The organism is Trichocoleus sp. DQ-A3 (assembly GCF_039961975.1).
GTDB lineage: Bacteria > Cyanobacteriota > Cyanobacteriia > Cyanobacteriales > FACHB-T130 > FACHB-T130.
Genome location: NZ_JAMPKC010000033.1, coordinates 1 through 18,640 on the forward strand (window position 1 = coordinate 1; position 18,640 = coordinate 18,640).

14 protein-coding genes and 1 pseudogene are annotated in these 18,640 nt (G+C 48.0%); 8 read left to right on the forward strand and 7 right to left on the reverse strand.

What is annotated here, in order from left to right:
• Window positions 1-252: 252 nt before the first annotated feature.
• Together NDI44_RS25590 and NDI44_RS25595 are read left to right on the forward strand one after the other, a co-directional pair.
• Window positions 253-2,118 carry a DUF3685 domain-containing protein gene (locus NDI44_RS25590; protein ID WP_190410145.1) on the forward strand — a complete coding sequence of 622 codons (1,866 nt, stop codon included), beginning with the start codon at window positions 253-255 and terminating at the stop codon, window positions 2,116-2,118.
• A 237-nt stretch (window positions 2,119-2,355) separates the two neighbouring features.
• Window positions 2,356-5,118, forward strand: a complete 2,763-nt coding sequence (locus NDI44_RS25595) for an MHYT domain-containing protein (RefSeq protein WP_190410146.1) — start codon at window positions 2,356-2,358, stop codon at window positions 5,116-5,118.
• 163 nt (window positions 5,119-5,281) lie between these two features.
• Here the strand turns inward: NDI44_RS25595 and NDI44_RS25600 are convergent, their stop codons facing one another.
• The 3 genes from NDI44_RS25600 to NDI44_RS25610 all read right to left on the reverse strand — a co-directional run bounded on the left by NDI44_RS25600 (window position 5,282) and on the right by NDI44_RS25610 (window position 9,668).
• Entirely contained in the window at window positions 5,282-6,106 is an 825-nt protein-coding gene (locus tag NDI44_RS25600) for a type 1 glutamine amidotransferase (protein WP_190410147.1), read from the reverse strand.
• A gap of 103 nt (window positions 6,107-6,209) precedes the next feature.
• Window positions 6,210-7,550: a MurT ligase domain-containing protein gene (locus NDI44_RS25605; protein WP_190410148.1), complete on the reverse strand. Its 1,341-nt coding sequence runs from the start codon at window positions 7,548-7,550 to the stop codon at window positions 6,210-6,212.
• A 273-nt stretch (window positions 7,551-7,823) separates the two neighbouring features.
• Window positions 7,824-9,668 carry a family 10 glycosylhydrolase gene (locus NDI44_RS25610; protein WP_190410149.1) on the reverse strand — a complete coding sequence of 615 codons (1,845 nt, stop codon included), beginning with the start codon at window positions 9,666-9,668 and terminating at the stop codon, window positions 7,824-7,826.
• Window positions 9,669-10,037: 369 nt separating this feature from the next.
• On the opposite strand from NDI44_RS25610, the pseudogene NDI44_RS25615 reads away from it, so the two are divergent.
• Window positions 10,038-10,424, forward strand: a pseudogene (locus tag NDI44_RS25615) (SulP family inorganic anion transporter); the annotation flags it as partial.
• An 860-nt stretch (window positions 10,425-11,284) separates the two neighbouring features.
• Window positions 11,285-11,812: a hypothetical protein gene (locus tag NDI44_RS25620; protein WP_242036929.1), complete on the forward strand. Its 528-nt coding sequence runs from the start codon at window positions 11,285-11,287 to the stop codon at window positions 11,810-11,812.
• A 79-nt stretch (window positions 11,813-11,891) separates the two neighbouring features.
• On the opposite strand, the gene NDI44_RS25625 is transcribed toward NDI44_RS25620, so the two are convergent.
• A complete protein-coding gene (locus tag NDI44_RS25625) occupies window positions 11,892-13,028 on the reverse strand; it encodes a mechanosensitive ion channel domain-containing protein (protein ID WP_190410151.1) in 1,137 nt (378 codons plus the stop codon).
• Complete coding sequence (locus tag NDI44_RS25630) at window positions 13,003-14,001, reverse strand: mechanosensitive ion channel domain-containing protein (RefSeq protein WP_190410152.1); 999 nt, start codon at window positions 13,999-14,001, stop codon at window positions 13,003-13,005. The genes NDI44_RS25625 and NDI44_RS25630 overlap by 26 nt, the downstream gene beginning before the upstream one ends.
• 59 nt (window positions 14,002-14,060) lie before the next feature.
• Here NDI44_RS25630 and mnmE point away from each other — a divergent pair, with 59 nt between their 5' ends.
• Window positions 14,061-15,446 (forward strand): tRNA uridine-5-carboxymethylaminomethyl(34) synthesis GTPase MnmE, encoded by a 1,386-nt coding sequence (gene mnmE / locus NDI44_RS25635; RefSeq protein WP_190410153.1) that lies wholly within the window; start codon window positions 14,061-14,063, stop codon window positions 15,444-15,446.
• A 127-nt stretch (window positions 15,447-15,573) separates the two neighbouring features.
• Window positions 15,574-16,167, forward strand: a complete 594-nt coding sequence (locus tag NDI44_RS25640) for a class I SAM-dependent methyltransferase (RefSeq protein WP_190410154.1) — start codon at window positions 15,574-15,576, stop codon at window positions 16,165-16,167.
• A 24-nt stretch (window positions 16,168-16,191) separates the two neighbouring features.
• Here NDI44_RS25640 and NDI44_RS25645 read toward each other — a convergent pair whose 3' ends face one another.
• On the reverse strand, window positions 16,192-16,572 hold the full coding sequence (locus tag NDI44_RS25645; RefSeq protein ID WP_190410155.1) for a response regulator: 381 nt from the start codon (window positions 16,570-16,572) through the stop codon (window positions 16,192-16,194).
• Window positions 16,573-16,973: 401 nt separating this feature from the next.
• Here NDI44_RS25645 and NDI44_RS25650 point away from each other — a divergent pair, with 401 nt between their 5' ends.
• Complete coding sequence (locus NDI44_RS25650) at window positions 16,974-17,318, forward strand: hypothetical protein (protein WP_190410156.1); 345 nt, start codon at window positions 16,974-16,976, stop codon at window positions 17,316-17,318.
• Window positions 17,251-17,475, forward strand: a complete 225-nt coding sequence (locus tag NDI44_RS25655; RefSeq protein WP_339380684.1) for a hypothetical protein — start codon at window positions 17,251-17,253, stop codon at window positions 17,473-17,475. Before NDI44_RS25650 ends, NDI44_RS25655 begins: the two co-directional genes overlap by 68 nt.
• Before the next feature lie 163 nt (window positions 17,476-17,638).
• Here the strand turns inward: NDI44_RS25655 and NDI44_RS25660 are convergent, their stop codons facing one another.
• The gene (locus tag NDI44_RS25660; protein ID WP_190410157.1) at window positions 17,639-18,580 is read right to left on the reverse strand and encodes a ribonuclease III domain-containing protein; all 942 of its coding nucleotides are present in this window, start codon (window positions 18,578-18,580) and stop codon (window positions 17,639-17,641) included.
• Window positions 18,581-18,640 lie beyond the last annotated feature (60 nt).

Below are 18,640 nucleotides of genomic sequence, written 5' to 3' on the forward strand. Positions count from 1 at the left end.
TGGTCTTGGCTCAACAGCCGCATCCGCAAACAACTCGACCAGTTTAATTGTTTGCGAGATGCAATCGAGCATGTCTTATGCTTGTCGTCCTAATTACCTTGGCGATTGCTATACAAGCGTGGCGAACTGACTTTTTCTGCGCGAGGCGTTAGCCTCGCTTCCAAGACACGCGATCGCGCTCTGTTCGCATCGCCCCTGGAATGAGTAATCTGTTATAGCAGGGAGAAAGCGGTGTGAAGCAGGAGGTTGTTGATGAGCGATCGCGTAGCGGATACCCTTGGGACTGTTCGCCGCTTCAAGTTGATGCTAATCGATGATGACCCGATTTTTCGGTTGGGTCTTAGCACCGCTTTGCCGTCGTTTCCCGACCTGCAAGTCGTTGCCCAGGCGGATAGCGTTGCAGACGCTTTGCAGACGCTGGCAGATGGAGTTGGTACAGACAACGCTCCAAATCTGGTGATTTTAGAACTAAACTTAGGTCGCTCTAACTTGTCTTTGGGGGGATCGATCGGGTTGCATCTGTGCCAGGAATTAAAGACGCAATTCCCGAAATTACCGATATTCCTTCTCAGCCAACGACTCACGCCAGAGGAACTGATAGCAGCCAGAACCCTAGGCGTCGAGGGCTATTGCCCCAAAGGCACCGATCTCTCGGTTCTGGTGCCAGCGCTTCGTCAGGTAGCCGTTGGGGAAGTTTACTGGTCAGAACTCGTACAGACGCAAAACGACGCGCCTGTAGAAGCCTCAGATGTCATACAAAGTCGTTCATCCTTGCTCTGGCAAATCCGTCAGTCGGGACTACGGCAAATCGATACCGCGATCGCCCAGGTGACAAACCAGGTACAAAACCCCAATCTTTCAACACTAGATTGGTTCATCCTAACGGGACGGCGACGAGAATTGCGGACAGCCCGTTGGCTGGTCAATCAGCTGTTACCTGTGGCGACGACCGGCGCAAGAAATCAGGTGGCAGGGACGGGTTTTACTGACCCCCCTGAGGAAAACTCGAATGACCTCCTCAACCCACCTAGATCGGGAAGTCGCGATCGCCGCAGTGGGACTCCTCTCCCTACCCCGGAACCGAGGAGAAGAAATAATCCCTCGTTAGACTCAATACTCGCGACTCAGTCCTCAGCACTTTCTGAATCCTCGATCCTCAGCCCCCTGCTAGACGCTACTTTAAATAAACTTCAATTCGGACTCAAGAATCTGACTGGCTCTCCGTTGGAAATTGATATTCTGCTGGAAGAAAAGAAACGGGAATTGCTCTATCTGATCTTGCGTAAATTCGAGGATGTCTTAGAGGAACTGCGCTTTTCCCAGCTACAGCCGGAAGCGATCGCTCTGAAGCACTCGCTGATTCTGCGGGATTTGTGGCAAGCGTCTACCACTGATTTTTTTGGCAAATATTGCACAATTCAAGTCGGAAACCTTGAAGTGGATATTGTCAATACTTTGTTACAGGATGCAACAATTATTCAACAATCTTTTCTAGATAAAATTCCTCTGGTTGCCGAAATCATCAACTATTTGCTTTTTCAAACTTCGCTGATGATTGATAATGTTTCCTACTCTTTTGGGACACCGGAAGCGCGGGATCGAGCAGAAGTTATCTTGGAGAATTTATTAATTCAAATTGCCAATAGCGTTGTCCAACCCCTGCTGAACTATTTCGCAGATGTGGAAGCAATTAAGCAGATTTTTTACGATAGACGGTTAATTTCATCGCGGGAAATTGCTCGATTTCGGAACAATCTATCGTGGAAATATCGTTTAGAAAGATATGTGGGTGAGCCAACCGCAATTTTTGAAAGCCGATATCTTCTGCTAGCGCTAGGTGGCATTGGAATCAAAAAAATCTCTATTTATGCCCCCCGCACTGATGAATTGCAGCAACTGAGGGGTGCCCAACTCGCTTGTACGCTAGCGCTAGAAACTAGAGATGCGATCGCGCCACGTCTGCGCTCAACGGTTGCCTTCCTAGGTAGCGGTGTTGTTTACGTCCTCACGCAAGTAATCGGCAGAGGCATTGGCTTAATTGGACGCGGCATCATTCAAGGCATTGGCACAACGTTACAAGAAACTCGGTTTGGCAAAAATGGCGAACGCCAGAAGTAAAAAAGGCAGGTGAAAAAGGACAAGTAAAAAGGGTAGGGGTGCAGGGGCATTCTACCTCGTTCTCTGTTCCTTCTCCTCGATTTCCATAAGATTAACTCATAGGAAGATATACTCAGGCTATTCCTGAAGGTTAAACAGTTTTCAACCGCTGCTCCGATAAAATTTAAACACTTGAATCAGGCAATCCGATCGTGAGAGATTGCGATTGCCACCACAATCTCAGCGTTCAGTATAGAGATGAAGGGAATCAATGATGCAGCCCAAGAGATGATAGCAACCTACGATTTACGTCTGGTTGTGCTTTCGATGGCGATCGCGATCGCCGCTTCCTACACGGCGCTGGATTTAGCGGGACGAGTCACGGCGGCTCAAGGACGTGGGCGGAAGCTGTGGCTAGCAGGAGGTGCGATCGCGATGGGAAGTGGCATTTGGTCGATGCATTTTATCGGAATGCTCGCCTATTGCCTGCCAATCTCAATGGCTTACGATTTCCCCACCGTCTTGGTTTCAATGGGAGTCGCAGCGATCGCTTCCGCCGCAGCTTTGTATATCGTTAGCCGCGAACAAATGGGTTGGCGAAGATTACTCGCAGGTGGCATTTTCATGGGCTGTGGCATTGCCGCGATGCACTATACAGGCATGGCGGGGATGCGGTTAGAAGCGACCGTTACCTATGACCTTAGACTGGTAGCAGTTTCGATGGCGATCGCCATTAGTGCTTCCTGGCTCGCCTTGTGGTTAGCTTTTCATCTGCGTACAGCGGCGACATTAACCGGGAACTTGCGAAAGATCGGCAGCGCGATTGTCATGGGATGCGCGATCGCAGGGATGCACTATACCGGGATGGCAGCGGTAAGCTATCAATCAACCAATCCCTCCGGGATGGAGTTGTCCTTGATTATGGACAATTCTTGGCTGGCAGTTGAAATTGGAATTGCCACGACGATCGTGCTAGCGCTAGCGCTGCTGGGTTCTGTCTTCGATCGACGGCTGAAAATTGAGCTTGCCAGAGCAGAGGCACTGCGGGAAAGTGAAGAGCGGTTCCGGGCTTTAGCGCAGAATGCCTCTGACATTCTTGTGATTGTTGCAGCTGATGGCACAATTCGCTACACCAGTGCCTCCATTCAATCGATTTTGGGCTACGAACCGGAAAATTGGCTCTCGAAAAAAGCAATTGAAATTGTTCATCCGAGCGATCGCTCTCAGGCAGAGAAACTATTAGCAGCTGCACTGAATTCTCCAACTAGCAACTCTCCAACTAGCAAAATTACCGCACAGTTTCGCATCCAGAAAGTCGATGGCTCTTGGCGAGATTTTGAAGCGATCGCCAATAATTTACTAGATGTGAAGAGTGTAGCGGGTATCGCGATCGCTTACCGCGACATTACCGAGCGCCAGCGATCGCAGGAGTCGCTGCGGGAAAGCGAACAACGATTTCGCCTGATGGCAGATATGGCTCCCGTGATGTTGTGGATGTGCGATTGCGACAAAACTTGTAATTATTTTAATAAAGGCTGGCTCGACTTTACTGGCAGGACTTTAGAAGAATCAATCGGCATGGGGTGGACGCAAAGCCTCCATCCTGACGATCTTCAGCAGTGTGTAGAAACATACCGCACTGCCTTTGATGCCCGCGAAAATTTTGAAATGGAATACCGCCTGAGGCGCTTTGATGGCGAGTATCGCTGGGTTTTCGATCGAGGCGTTCCCCGGCTGACTCCAGGCGGGAGCTTTGTCGGTTATATCGGCTCTTGTATAGACATTACCGAGCGCAAGCAAGCCGAACAAGAGCGCGAAAAACTGCTCGTTTATGAACAACAGGCGAGAATGGCAGCTGAAGAAACCAACCGCCTGAAGGATGAGTTTTTAGCAACCCTCTCTCACGAGCTTCGCACCCCCCTCAACTCAATGCTGGGATGGACTCAGTTGCTTCGGACTCGGAAGCTTGACGAAGCGATTATTGTGCGGGCAATGGAGACAATTGAGCGTAATGCTCGGTTGCAAACACAGCTAATTGAGGATTTGCTGGATGTTTCGCGGATTATTCAGGGGAAATTTCGCCTTTATGTCCGTCCGCTGGAGCTATCCTCCGTCATTGAAGCTGCGATCGCGACCATCCAACCGGCGGCTAGTGCCAAGTCGATTCGATTGGAGTCTTTTCTTGATTCCTCCGCAGGGCTAATCTGCGGCGATCCCGACCGCTTGCAGCAAGTTGTATGGAATTTACTGTCGAATGCAGTGAAGTTTACACCCAAACGGGGGCGAGTCGAGGTGCGGCTGGAGCGGAGCAACTCTTGGGTTGAGATTCAAGTCAGCGACACCGGACAGGGAATCGCTGCCGACTTTCTCCCCTATGTGTTCGATCGTTTCCGTCAAGCCGATAGCTCCATCACCCGGTCATATGGCGGACTGGGACTGGGGTTAGCCGTCGCCCGCCACTTGATAGAACTGCACGGAGGTACGGTCTTTGCCCAAAGTCCGGGAGAAGGAAAAGGCGCGACATTTACAGTGAAGCTGCCGATCCTCGCTGTCCTCATCGAGCCAAAGGATATCGAGCAGGGATTCTGGACAAGGGACAACGAAGGACTCTCAGAGTGTCCTCCAGGACTCAACGGATTGCGAGTGCTGGTAGTAGATGATGAAGCCGATGCCCGTGAGTTGCTGACGGTTATCTTGCAACACTACGGAGGCGAAGTGATGGCAGTTGCATCCGCAAAAGAGGCAATGGCAGTCTTAACTGACGATGCTTCGGATTGGCGTCCGGATGTCCTGGTGAGCGACATCGATATGCCGAACGAGGACGGCTATACTTTTATCCGCAAAGTTAGGGCGCTGGATGCACAACAAAAGGGAATTCCAGCTTTGGCTCTGACAGCGTATGCCAGAGAAGAAGATCGCTCGCGGGCTGTCAAAGCTGGCTTTCAGACACACGTCGCGAAGCCAGTGAAACCATTAGCATTGGTGGCAGCGATCGCCCATTTATCCAGACGATGCGGATGAATCGGAGAATCGTCTCCAGACGCAATCAATCTCGTCTGGAGACAGGGAGTTTAACCCCACCCCTGCCCGTCCCCGCTTTTCTGAGAGATAGGTTTAATATTCGCCCCTCTCCGTCAACGGAGAAGGGTTGGGGGTGAGGTTCCGAGTTCAAGTCAGAACTGTACTAATTTTTCGATCCCCGCTGTGCAGAAACCGCTGGCACCTTGACGCCCAACTTTTTAAACATCGCTTCTCGCCCCTGCATTGCCAAGACATCATTCAGCGGTTTTAAAGAAATTGGCGTTTGATATTTTTCTGCAAGTGCAGTTTGAATGAGCCAGTCAGCAATCGAGGGATTTTTGGGTAAAAGAGGACCGTGAGAGTAGGTCGCGATCGCATTCCGATAAAATGCTCCTTCCATCCCATCTTCCCCATTATTCCCATAACCGCTAATCACACGTCCCAAGGGTTCCACCTCACCTAAATAAGTGCGTCCGCCGTGATTTTCAAAGCCGATGACCAGAGGCGCATCCTCCGACATCTTTCGCAAATCCTCCGCCAATCGCGACGCCGTTATCTCAAACACGACATTCCCGATACAGCGACGGGCATCTGGCCCCGGATGCTTACTAACAAAATCCAATAAACCCAATCCTTCAATCCGTTGCCCTAAGGCGGGTTCGTAATAGTGTCCTAGCAGTTGGGGCGATCCGCAAGTAAATACCCCAGGCGTTCCGGCTTCAATTTTCTGAGCGATCGCTTCTGCTTTGCCAAGGCGCAAATCGCGCATGACTATTTCCTGCTGTCGGTCTTGTGCGCCGCCACCCACGATTACATCAACTTGGTGAAATTGCTCGGTCGGGGCGTCCCGATCTAAGGGCATGACGTTGACTTTGATCCCCCGCCATTGGGCGCGTTGTTGTAAACAGATGACATTACCGCGATCGCCGTAGGTACTCATCAGCGTCGGATAAAGCCAGCCAATTGTGAGTTCAAGTTGTTCGGTCATGGTGACAGTCAAATTTTTTGATTTTTAACGCAAAGTAGCGCCAAGGAAATCGCAGAGGTACGCAAAGGAAGGCTACTTTCTGCGTACCGAGAGCGTTTAACATCTACAGAATTTTTCGCCCCGTCAAAATACCTCGGACTTCTAGCATCGCTGAGTAAGTCGGTAGAATGTGCAGGGTTTCGCCGGTGGCGGTGTGTTCTAAAGCAGTGGCGATCGCTTCTTGCAAATCTTCTTTCACGATCAGTTTGCAGCCATGTTCCTCGTCTGCTTGGCTGTATTGCAGGCGTAGCGCCATATCGTAAACGCGATCGCCGCTGACTACCACCGTTCCTCCCTGTTCTACCAATTTTTCGGTGTCTACATCCCAAATCCAAGAGACATCAGTCCCATCTGGGGTGCGATCGTTTAGCACCATCAGCGTTGTGGAAGAACCGCCGTGGCTTCTTTGCTGATTTACTGCGCGGATGGTTTCATTCAGCGCTACGGGATTTTTTGATAGCAAAATCCGCACCTTTTTCCCGGCGACTTCTAATTCCTCAGCCCGTCCAAACGCTGCATGGAAGTTTTTAATCGTGTCCAGGATATTTGCGGTATCAACGCCAATTTCTTGCGCCGCTAAAATAGCCGCCAGCGTGTTGTATTTGTTGTAAATCCCAATCAGAATCTGAGGCCATTGGCGACTATCGATTGCCAAGGGGCCTTTTTCAAAGCCACAGCTAGGACACCGATAATCGCCCTGATGAGATAAGTAGACGCCCTGATAATCGAGAGAATGTCCGCACCGGGGACAATATATAGAATCTACTGCATGAGGAATTTCGTCAAGATAAGCTTCAGGTTCGCTTAAACCGAAGAATAAAACTCGTTGCGATAACTGCTGACCCAGATGAGACAAGGTGGGGTCATCGCCATTTAAGATCGCTACCGTATCTTTGGATTGGGCGATCGCTTTCTGCCAACGCTGGCTAATCGTATCCACTTCACCGTACCGATCCAGCTGATCCCGAAATAAATTTAAACACAAAATCAATTTTGGTTGAACTGGCGGCAAAACCTTCGGCAGAATATTTTCATCTACCTCTAAAATTGCATAGTCAGCGTTGAGCTGACCGATTAAATTGGTGTTGGTCAGCAGTGCGGTGATTAATCCATTCATAAGATTGGCACCCGCCGCATTGTGAACAACGCGCCATCCCTGACTTTCTAGCATTGTCCGCAACAGCAGCGATGTCGTTGTCTTCCCATTTGTCCCCGCAATGAAAATCACACCGTGCTTTACTTGACCCGACAGCAGGGACAACAGCTGCGGCTGAATGCGTCCGGCAATTTCTCCCGGTAAAACGCTAGCAGCCCCCAAACGCAGCAAGCGCACCAGCTGCGTCACTGTCTTTGCCGTCCCGACTGCTACGCCCAGCCGTAACCTATCTAAAAGCGATATTTTCACCACCACACTCCTGCCCCGGCTACACAAGCCGCACGCTTTCGTCGCGGCTTTACTGCTACTTACTGAGCTGTGCTTTGCTCGTCAGCATTCTACCGTACTTGGCTGTAAATCCCCTGTCAATGATGAGTAATAGTACTCAACAGCTAAGAAAAACAAATTTCTTGTCCGTACCGGCGATACAAACTCTCAGGGGATTTATAAACCGCGTAGGGGCTTTTTGATTGCCATGCCCCTACAAAACGGCAATGATTCCCGGTTATTTAGTCTTAATTCCTAACGAGATGCTTTCCACCCGTCCAAAAGATTGGGTCGCTCTACGGACACAGGGAAGAATCCTTTAAAGGCAGCTTGTCTCAAGTCTGGCTTTTCGGGGGTCATATTCCACAAGCTTTCGTAGAAGAAGAAGGACATCCCAGCAAATCCACGCTGACGCACCGCAGCAACTTGATCCCGAATCTGGGCAGCCTTAACCGGGTGAGGTTTCACACCGCTGAGAATGCCGATAGCGACGGGGATATGGCGCTTTGCTGCTTTGACTTCTGGGCGCTCTAATTCCCCAATAAAGCGACTCAGATCATCTCGATAGATTTGGACGATCAGTTCCTCTATGAGTCCCTGCTGTTCCCACTTCTGCCAGTCGGCTAGGAAGGAGTTGTAAGAGAATTCTTGGGGATTGGGAGAAAGGGCAAAAATAACGTTGGGTTTGCGGTCTTTGACGGCCTTGAACAACTGTTTCAGATAGGCAGTAATTTTGTCAGCCCGCCAGCGTATCCATTGAGGATCTTGGGCGTTGGCGGGAGGAGATTTCCCACCGTTTTCTTTCTTGTACAGTTCGACGGTAAAGGCGTCGTAGCCAAAATCGGCGGGAAAGCCAAAGTGGTCATCAAATTGAATGCCGTCAACATCATATTTGCTAACAATTTCGACCACTAAATCTTGGATGAAATTCTGCACTTCGGGACGCATTGGATTCAGCCAAACTCGGTTATGCGTTCCTTCTTTCCAAGTTTGGGAACCGTCGCGCTTTTTGAGTAGCCATTCGGGGTGGCGTTTGGCGAGTTCAGAATCAGCGGGTGCCATGAAACCGAATTCAAACCAGGGGATGACTCCTATGCCTTTTTGATGTCCCTGGTCTATGATTTCTTTGAGGATATCTCGTCCTTGTAAGCCTGGGGTGGGATCGAGCGATCGCCCGGTGACTTTTTGGGCTACCGCACTGGGATATAAGGTGTAACCCCAATTCCAAACGGTGGGATAAACGGTATTGAAATTTAGCTCATCAAGGCGTTGTAGGGCTTTGCTCAGGCGATCGCGCTCAAACAACACGTCACTATCAATATTCGTCAGCCACACCCCCCGAATCTCTTCGGACTGCGCGGTTGGCGGCGTCCCAGCGCTAACAATGTATTGGGAAGGGACTAATCCAGCAGTTCCGGTGGCTTGACACAAGAAAGCTGCAACTTCTGCACGACTGGCTAGCTGATTGGGATTGAGTGTCTTGACGTTGGGGTAATTGACCACGATTTGTTTTTCGGTCGCAGCAGCGATCGCATTCCGCGCATAGCTAGGAATTGCCGTTGCATCGGTAAATGCCCCAGACAACGTGCTACTCACCGCCTGAGTAGGCGAATACTTCAAACCACTCGCCAAAGATACCAACGCTTGCGATCGCGGGATTTTTTCGTTCGGCTTGAACACCCCACCCGGATAACCCGACATAAATCCCTTTTGATAGGCTTTACGAATTGCATCTACCGCCCAGGAATTTGCTGGGATATCCGCAAACTGACCGCCGCTACGAACGTCCGCTGTATTGGGGAAAGCTTTGCCAACCATCGCGGCAAACTCACCCCTGGTTACGGGTGCCTTTGGTCGGAAACTTCCATCCGGGTAGCCACTAATAATCTGCTTTTGTGCCAACTGTTCTATACAGGGTTGCGCCCAAAGTCCTTCCACATCGAAAAATTTTGTCTGAGCAAATGCGGCAGGGTTTACCAGCGTCATGGTGAAGCTAAAGGCAACCAGGAAGATAAACCAAGCTTGACGCCCAAAGGCACGGCTAAACCAAACTAGCCCGTCTGCGAAGCTCGTAAAAAGTCGTTTGACAGCGTATTTCAATCTCTACCTCAATCAGGGTGTACGAAAACTTCCCCAAATATTATGGAACCACAAATCATGACTTGGGCATTTCGGCAAAGGTTGCAGCAAGTTGACTGGGTAAAGGTTGTGGTGTCATGGAAATCATTGGGAATCGAAAATCGCCATCGCTCCCTTGAAGGATGCTGCAAGTGCAACCAGCATACAAGTTTTGAAGTGGCTGACGATTGAAAGAATGGCGGGGTAGGTCTTGTACCTGCCCTTCTCAATACCTGGGTATCCGCAAAATGTACCCTACATCGTCCGGCAATTAGGCAGCGTTAAACTTTTTGACTTGTTAGTAGAAACAAGGGGAAATGTCTTCAAGGACGAGAGTAAAATTGGAGTAATAATCGCACGATACCGGGTTCATTAATAGGATTGGTTTTAGCGATCGCGATCGCATCTTATTTTCATCTCAAAGTGCCCACAATTGCAGCCATTTCCCAATCTTTACCGATGCCGCAAGGAATTCCCCTCTGGAATGATTTTGGATTAATTCGAGAACCGATCGAGCCGGCTTTGGCACTCGCAGCACTCGGCAGGATCGAGTCTTTATTATCAGCCGTCGTGGCGGATGGGATGACCGTGAGTGAGAAACACAATAGCGATCGGGAACTCATTGGTCAAGGCTTAGTGAATATCATCGTTCCCTTCTTTGGGGGAATTCCGGCTACCGGCGCGATCGCCCGTACCGTCATCAATGTCCATTCTGGTGGGAAAACCCGTCTTTCAGGGGAACATAAGCCTTCTTGAAGTAGAGGCGCGATCGCTTCGTTGACGTTCAAATGTGGAAGGGCGAACCGACCGGTCGGCGCTTCGCTATCGCTTAATTACTAACTTTTGCGTACCCGCATCTACTATAAGTCTGGTTTTGGCTAAGAAAGCTGAAGATTACTTAATAAATCCCCCAAAGCTGCTGTCTCCTCTGCTACAGTTTTCATTTATACAGCCAAGGAAGAAGCAGATGTGTTTCTAAATCGCTCAAAAAGAGCCGAGTCTGCTGCTGTTGCTTTGTCAGCAATTTTTCATTCTTTCGGTAGTTTCATCAGGTAGGTGTGCAATGTTTGCATAGTGGCAATCAATCCTTATGGATTTTCTGCATAAAGCTCTTTAACTTAGATACAAGCTGTAGGTGGTTTCAAAAATTAGAATTGCGGCTTTTCGTAGGATACGCAACGTCTAGGACATTTGGATGTCGCCAGCATCCAGCAAAGCGAGAGCGCTCTTAGCACATCGTGGTGCGGTCCGATCGAGCTGTTGGCATTCCATGTCCAGAGCCAGCACTTGTGACTTTAAGAACTATAGCGATATGTTAAATTTTATTACATTTTATTCCTTGTTTGGGGAAAAGCCGAATGCCCCTGTGTAGCAAATAACCGGGTGTACGCATACATTCAACAACCCCTACAGGACTCTTAATTCAAGCTCAGCACTGTTCTAGCTGCCTTTGGACAGGCAAGCTGAGATCACTTAAATTAAGTGATAGAGATCACGAAGCCAAGAGATAGCAGTCATTGTCCTGTTAGAGCGCGATCGCCGGAACGCTCCCAAAATCACCCGATATAAGGAAGCAAAAAGAAACTTAGATTGAAAAAATGTTACTTAAACTCCCTTTGGTACTCGCCATGACTGACCTTTATGATTCAGAAGATGTTCAGGCAAACCACAAGCGATCGCTCAGAAGACTCGCCAAGGCGATCGCGCTTTCTCAAGGTGAGTTCTCGCTGATTTTGGTTTCCTGTAACTATCCCCAGTTACAAGAGCAAATGGCAAAGCTGCTAAAAGAAATCTCCACGGTCGAAATTCAAGAACTCGTCCTGCATCCTTCGGTAAAGACGCTTTATACAACGATTCAAAAAACAATTGAAGATCGGCAGCCGCAAGCCTTGATGGTCTTCGGTCTAGAATCTGTGGTGGACATTAATCAAGTACTTACCTCGACGAACCTCGTCCGGAATCAGTTCCGCAAGCAGTTCGCTTTTCCGCTAGTGTTGTGGGTGAGCGATGAAATTCTGCAAAAGCTGACTCGGATGGCACCAGATTTTAAAAACTGGGCGACCACCGCCATTCGATTTGAGGTTCCCAACAATCAGTCGATAGAGTGGACAGCCATCACCGCTTGAAAGAGGAGCATCCTGCAAGATGACTAACGCGCTGGCAGTCTCTAGGATGACCTATCTAGCCATAACTGTATAGGCGTCATTAAATAGTCACTGGTGACTCAACATAAATTGTTGGTTCCTGCATCTTAAACTCTATGCCATACTCGAGCAGATGCTTGGAGATTTTTTCGTTCGCCAATTCCAGTAGATGCTTTCGCAGTTGAATCGAGTTTTCACTGGAACCCAGAATAAAAAACGTTACCCTCGCTCTCGTTGTTTGCTTTTCCGCATTATTTATTAAAGTAATATTTGTACTACCTGGATCGATCCCGAACACAGAGTCTGTACTCTGATTAATGACTTGCTGTACTAGCGCCTGTTCCCGATCTTCTAGTAACCCAAAAAAATCTAGATAAAGTAAAACCATTACCTTCTTGCCCATCGTCACATTCTCAATTTCTAAATTTGCCAATGTGGAATTGGGCACAATATATAACGTACTTTTAGCCGCCGTGCGAATCTTAGTAGAGCGCAAACCAATCGATTCAACGCGACCAAACAAACCTCCAGGTACATTGCCAATTGAAGGCAGACGAATATAATCCCCAGGAACAAAAGGGCGATCTAAATACAAAACAATCGTCCCTAAAAGCTGCTCTAGAGTCTTTTGAGCCGCAAACGCCACCGCCAATCCACCAATGCCTAAACTTGCCATCAAGCCAACTAAATTGAATTGCTGACTTTGAGCAAAAGCCAGAATGGCGATGAAGCCGATCGCAACATTTACTAAAGTCTCAATTACCAAAATCAGTTCATCAAAATCTCGACTAAATTTCCCAAGTATATCAATTCCATAAATTCGGATAAACTGCCGAAACAACCGGGATATTAACCAAGCTACGCTAACAATGACAGCTAAATCTACAAAAGGTTTGATTAATTTATAAAGGGATTGATAATCTTCAATCCAGGTTAGAGAAAGAGAGATAAGGATAAATGTACCCGCCACTCTAAACAAGTGTTTGATTGGCTCGATTAAGTCTTCATAAATACTCGTTACTTTCTCCGATGCAAAGCGGCGGACGATTAATTTGCTGATCCCAGGTGTGTATCGTCCCAATAGCAAAGACAGGAGGACAAACAGCAAGAAAATAAGGGGTTTGGAAATATCAATTTGAAGAACCTGATAACGAATATCGGCAAGGTTTAGATTAGATAGTAATGGGTGAATCCACATAAATTGTTGGTTCTTCAATGTCGAAGACAATCCCGTAATATTTCAATTTATCTGTAATATTTTGACTCGCAATATCGAGGAGTTGACGCCGCAATCCCATCGACACTTCGCTAGAACCTAAGATAAAAAAAGTGATTTGTGCTTGCGTTTTGCTCTCGCTATCCTTGCTCAAATCTTTAAATGTAACTTCGGTGTTGCGCGAGTCGATTCCAAAAATATCCTCTGTACTGTCTAAGATGACTTGACGAATTAAGGCACGTTCTTCGTTCTCAATTTTTCGGTCGAAGTTTAAGTAGATGAGAGCCATAACTTTCTTGGCACCCGAAAAATTCTCAATATTCACCTGTGTTAAGGAACTATTCGGTACGATTACCAATGTTCCTTTGCCAGAGGTGCGAATTCTGGTGGAACGCCAGCCAATTGACTCAACTCTGCCAAAAATCCCATCTGGCAAGCCAATATAGTCATCGACAACAAAGGGACGATCGAGATAAATGACAATGCCTCCTAATACTTGTTCCAAAGTTTTTTGAGCAGCAAAGGCAACAGCTAAGCCGCCAATCCCTAAACTGGCTACTAAACCAAAAATATTAATTTTATGAGTTTCGGCAAAAATAACGATAATCAAAAATACAATAATGAAATTAGCAATTAATTTAGCCAGAATTAGCAGTTCGCTATTGATTTTACGTCCGCTGTTGATCGCAGCATCTAAGAGATAGATATCAAAAACCCGCTTAAACAGGCGAGAACCCAACCAACAGGCAGCGATCGCGAGAGATAAACTAACTGCAAATTCGATTAAACCCGACTGAAAAAAAGCCGGGATTAAGTGTATGGCAGTGTCAGCGATCGCTAGCCCAATGACAACTCCCAATAAACCCTCATAAGGCTTAACGACTTTTTGATAGGCTTCAAGAGCCTGGGAAGAAACTAATTGCACAACTTCTGAGAATTCTGGTAATTCTTCCACTTTATTACAGCAGAATGGAAATTGATAAGCTTTTCATTTAACCCGAATCTCAAGGCAAGATGTCTGAAACGTTTGTGCAGGGGGGAACAATTGCCGCGATCGCTACCGCTGTTGTTCCCCAGCAGGGGAGTGTGGGGATTGTGCGCGTATCGGGAGCGGAAGCGATCGCGATCGCGCGTACCCTCTTCCACGCACCAGGGAAGCAGCAGTGGGAATCTCACCGCATCCTCTACGGATATGTGCGCCATCCCCAGACGCATGATGTGGTAGATGAAGCACTGTTGTTGATGATGCAAGCGCCTCGCTCCTACACCCGCGAAGATGTGGTAGAGTTCCACTGCCACGGCGGAATTATGCCAGTGCAGCAGGTATTGCAGCTGTGTTTGGAGGCGGGGGCAAAATTAGCACAGCCGGGAGAGTTTACCCTGCGGGCGTTTCTGAATGGGCGTTTGGATTTGACGCAGGCGGAGAGTATTTCCGATCTCGTGGGAGCGAAATCGCCTCAAGCGGCTCAATCAGCGCTTGCCGGGTTGCAAGGGAAGTTGCAAAAGCCGATTCGCTCCCTGCGTACCACTTGCCTCGACATCTTGGCAGAAATTGAAGCCCGAATCGACTTTGAGGAAGACTTGCCACCGTTGGATGAGGCGGATATCATCGCCCAAATCGAGCAGATATTGGCAGAAACTACAAAAATCTTGGCAACTGCCGCACAAGGCGAACTCCTCCGCACTGGCTTAAAAGTGGCAATTGTCGGGCGTCCCAACGTCGGGAAATCGAGTTTGCTGAATGCTTGGAGTCGGAGCGATCGCGCCATCGTCACCGACCTTCCCGGCACCACTCGCGACGTTGTAGAATCGACTCTGGTGGTCGGTGGAATTCCCGTGCAAGTGCTAGATACTGCCGGGATTCGGGATACCGCTGATGTGGTGGAAAAGATTGGGGTTGAGCGATCGCGCGATGCCGCTCAAGCCGCTGACTTGGTACTACTCACCATTGATGCCCAAGCCGGTTGGACGCCCGCTGATGGAGAAATCTACGAACAGGTACAACACCGCCCCCTCATTTTAGTGATTAACAAAGTTGACCTGGTTGGGGAGATTCCAGAATTTTCCCTCCCAGACACTATTCATCGGGTTGTACCCACCGCAGCCGCCCATAACCAAGGCATTGACGCCCTAGAAGAAGCCATTTTGGATGCCGTACACACCAGCAACCTCAAGGCAGCCGACTTGGATTTAGCGATTAACCAGCGGCAAGCAGCGGCGCTAACGAGGGCTAAAACTTCTTTGGAACAAGTGCTGGCTACGATTACCGATCAACTCCCTCTTGACTTCTGGACAATTGACTTGCGGGGTGCCATTCAAGCTTTAGGAGAAATCACCGGCGAGGAAGTCACAGAATCGGTTCTCGATCGCATTTTTAGCCGATTTTGTATTGGGAAATAGGTAATGAGTTTTTCAGAAGTCTCTATTACCAAAATGCATTATTCTGTAGCCCCCGTAGGTAGGGCTAATTGTTTGTATAGCCATATTCAGGCTAAGGGTGTAATCACGATACAGACAATTTGAGATTATGCACAAGCACAAACAAAACTCAGGCAAATCCAGTTCTCCTAACCAGCTCCAAGCCATTCGGAAAGGATACGAACAATATAGCGTCCAAGGTTTCTACGAACAATTTGGAGATGAATACCGAAATCCTCAAGAGTCTGCCATTCAAAAAGTTTTGCAACTTGCAGCCAGTCAGTGGCAGCTAGATTTTCACAAAGTATTAGACTTAGCTTGTGGCAGCGGCGAAGTAACTTTAGCGCTGCAAAGTTTAGGATGTACCAACATTGATGGCATCGATCCCTATACCTACAACGCCTATTTAAATCGCACGGGTAAAGAAGCTGAACCCTATACTTTTGAGGACATTGCCTCTGGAATTCTCAACAACCGGCATTATAGTTTGATTGTGTGCAGCTTTGCGATGCATTTGCTGCCAGAGTCACGTTTGCCGATCGTCGTTTACCAACTAGGTCTAATTGCCCATTCAATGATAATTATTACCCCAAACAAGCGACCTCACTTGAAGCCAGAATGGGGATGGCTTTGCTTAGACGAAATCATGTGTAACCGCGTGCGATCGCGGCTTTATCAACGAACTTATGGACAAGGAGAGTAAGGCATTGCTCACCCTCTGCCCAACTTAGTTCCTCACACTTGTTTCTCGCAGCAATTGTTTAACGGTTCCGACTAGCTCGTGGGGTTCAAAAGGTTTAGAAATATAGGCATCTGCGCCTTGCTTCATTCCCCAGTAGCGATCGAATTCTTCCCGTTTGGCTGAACACATCACCACAGCTACCTTCTGGGTTTTGGAGTCGGCTCTAATTTTACGGCAAACTTCGTAGCCATTCATCCGGGGTAGCACAATATCTAGCACCACTAAATCCGGACAATTGCCCTCCATTTGCTCCAGCGCTTCGACACCGTCACAAGCCACAGTAACACTCAGCCCGCTCTCTTGAAGGAGGCGTGAGATCATCTCCCGTTGCGTGTGACTGTCTTCCACCACCAGAACTGTAGTCATAACTCCTACCTACTTACGAGGTTCAAATGTTCGCGGGAAAAAAATCAGCGCACCCCAAGTCGAATTGCCTTTGGTTAGATAAAACTTATCTACTTCCGCTCATTTTCGCTTATGAGTCTAAAAATTGTTTACGTAAATACACGTAATTTTTCCGGTTTCTTTCCGTTATATTTTAAGCGATCGCTCTGAAATCCGATTATCAATCAACGGACATCTTTGCTTAATCTTCAAAGTTCCTCCGAGTTTTTCCAGAAAAATTGTAAAGATTATGTAAATATCCGTCTAAATACGGAGAAGCCAAATTCCGGTCAACATCCTTATACGTAAGCATACAGAGTCGTGTTTGGGTTCCGATTTTTATTCAACTCTATGTATCGGTTATAACTAATAATTTTCAGTTCATGGAAGGAAAACTGCGATCGCGGCTGAACCGTCGTCGGTTTCTACTTGGCTGTACCCTGACTGGAGGCGGGATCGTTGCCGCAGATTTATTATCAAAATCTGGACAAGCACAAGTCGCTGCCCCTGCTATTGTGACATCGGATAAGATGCGTCCGCAAATCCCGTTTGGGGTTGCTAGCGGCGACATCACAGGTAACAGCGCCGTCGTATGGAGCCGTTGTAATCGCCCTGGACGCATGATTGTGAAATATTCGATATACCGAGTCATTCCGGAATGTGCAGCGGGTCCCACAACCCGCTGCCCTGGAAAACAGCGATTTCACAGCACGGATTTACCTGGCTGACTTGCCATTAGGTCAGCAGATATTCTACCGAGTCACCTTCCAAGATTATCTGATATCAACATCTACAGCGCCCCCGCACAAGGCAGTTTCCGCACTACAAAAGTCGTATATCCGCTCTATATTTTCTCTTCCAGACTGCTCCTGGAACAGAGAATAAGTCGATCAGTCCGCAAGTACGCCGCTACGCTAACAGTATCTAGCACTTTTAGGACTTACGCAAAAACTCTCTCAAACTCTTATTCCTTCGTGCCTAAGCGCTAACGCGCAGGCTCCGCAAACGCGGTTCATTTTTCCGTTACTCGTGCGTAAGTCCTGACTTTTTAAGAAACTTCCCGCTCCATCAGCTGATTAAAGCGTTCTACGCCTTCTTTGTATCGCTGACCTTCATATCCCATGACTTTCTTGATAATCCACTCCTTGTGTTTTCCGTCTTCCAGAAGTAACGGGATTGCCAGAGTAAAAACTTCATCTTCTTGGATAAAGCGCTTAAACCAATTACACGTATCAGAGAAGCTACGTTCATGGTAATTGTAGACTTCCCCTAATATTGCCTTGAACGATAAACTGCCAATTTTTTCCGACTCTCGCCCTAGTAAAATTGAGTCTTCCGACCTCAGATGAGACTTCAATTGAGCTAACTTGTGAGAGTTGATCAGCTGCTTTCGCAAAGTGGAGAGAATGCCTGTACGAATGTGGGGAAATTTGCGATACAGGTAATCGGAGACAGCAGCATTGATGATCCCGTCGCCCAAAAATTCTAACTGTTTATTCGGCTGCTTACGCTCCTTCAAGTTCTGAAGATGATGCTCCAGAACCGGAGCGATTAAGTGCTTGACGATCCATTTCTGCGTCTGCGAGAAACGACGATCGAGGTACATTGCACCTAATAACGCTTCACATGCATCTTTAAAGGGGTTATTCACCTTCTGGCGCAGCAGGTTCCAGTCTTCACCCGAACCCAGCAACAGGTCTTCTCCTAACCCTAATTGGAACCAAAGCTTGGTTAGCCTTTCTCCCTCAACGAGCTTGTCTTGCAAAACTGAAAATTTGCTGACCTCTAGATAGGGGCAGCGTTCGTAAAGGTAGTCAGCAACCACGAAGTTGAGAATCGCCTTGCCGAGGAATTCTAACCGCTGATTGTCTTGCCCAGATTCGCCGATTTGGGTGGCAAAGGAGGTGTGGGTTAGGGCGAGGCGGAGTAGGTTCTTGTCTTTGAAACGGAGGCCAATTTTATTTTCGACCGTTTCTGGGTTCCATGCCATCTTCTTTTTCCTCTATGAAATGCCTAATTAACGAAGGCAAAAGGAAAAAGAAATTTTAGA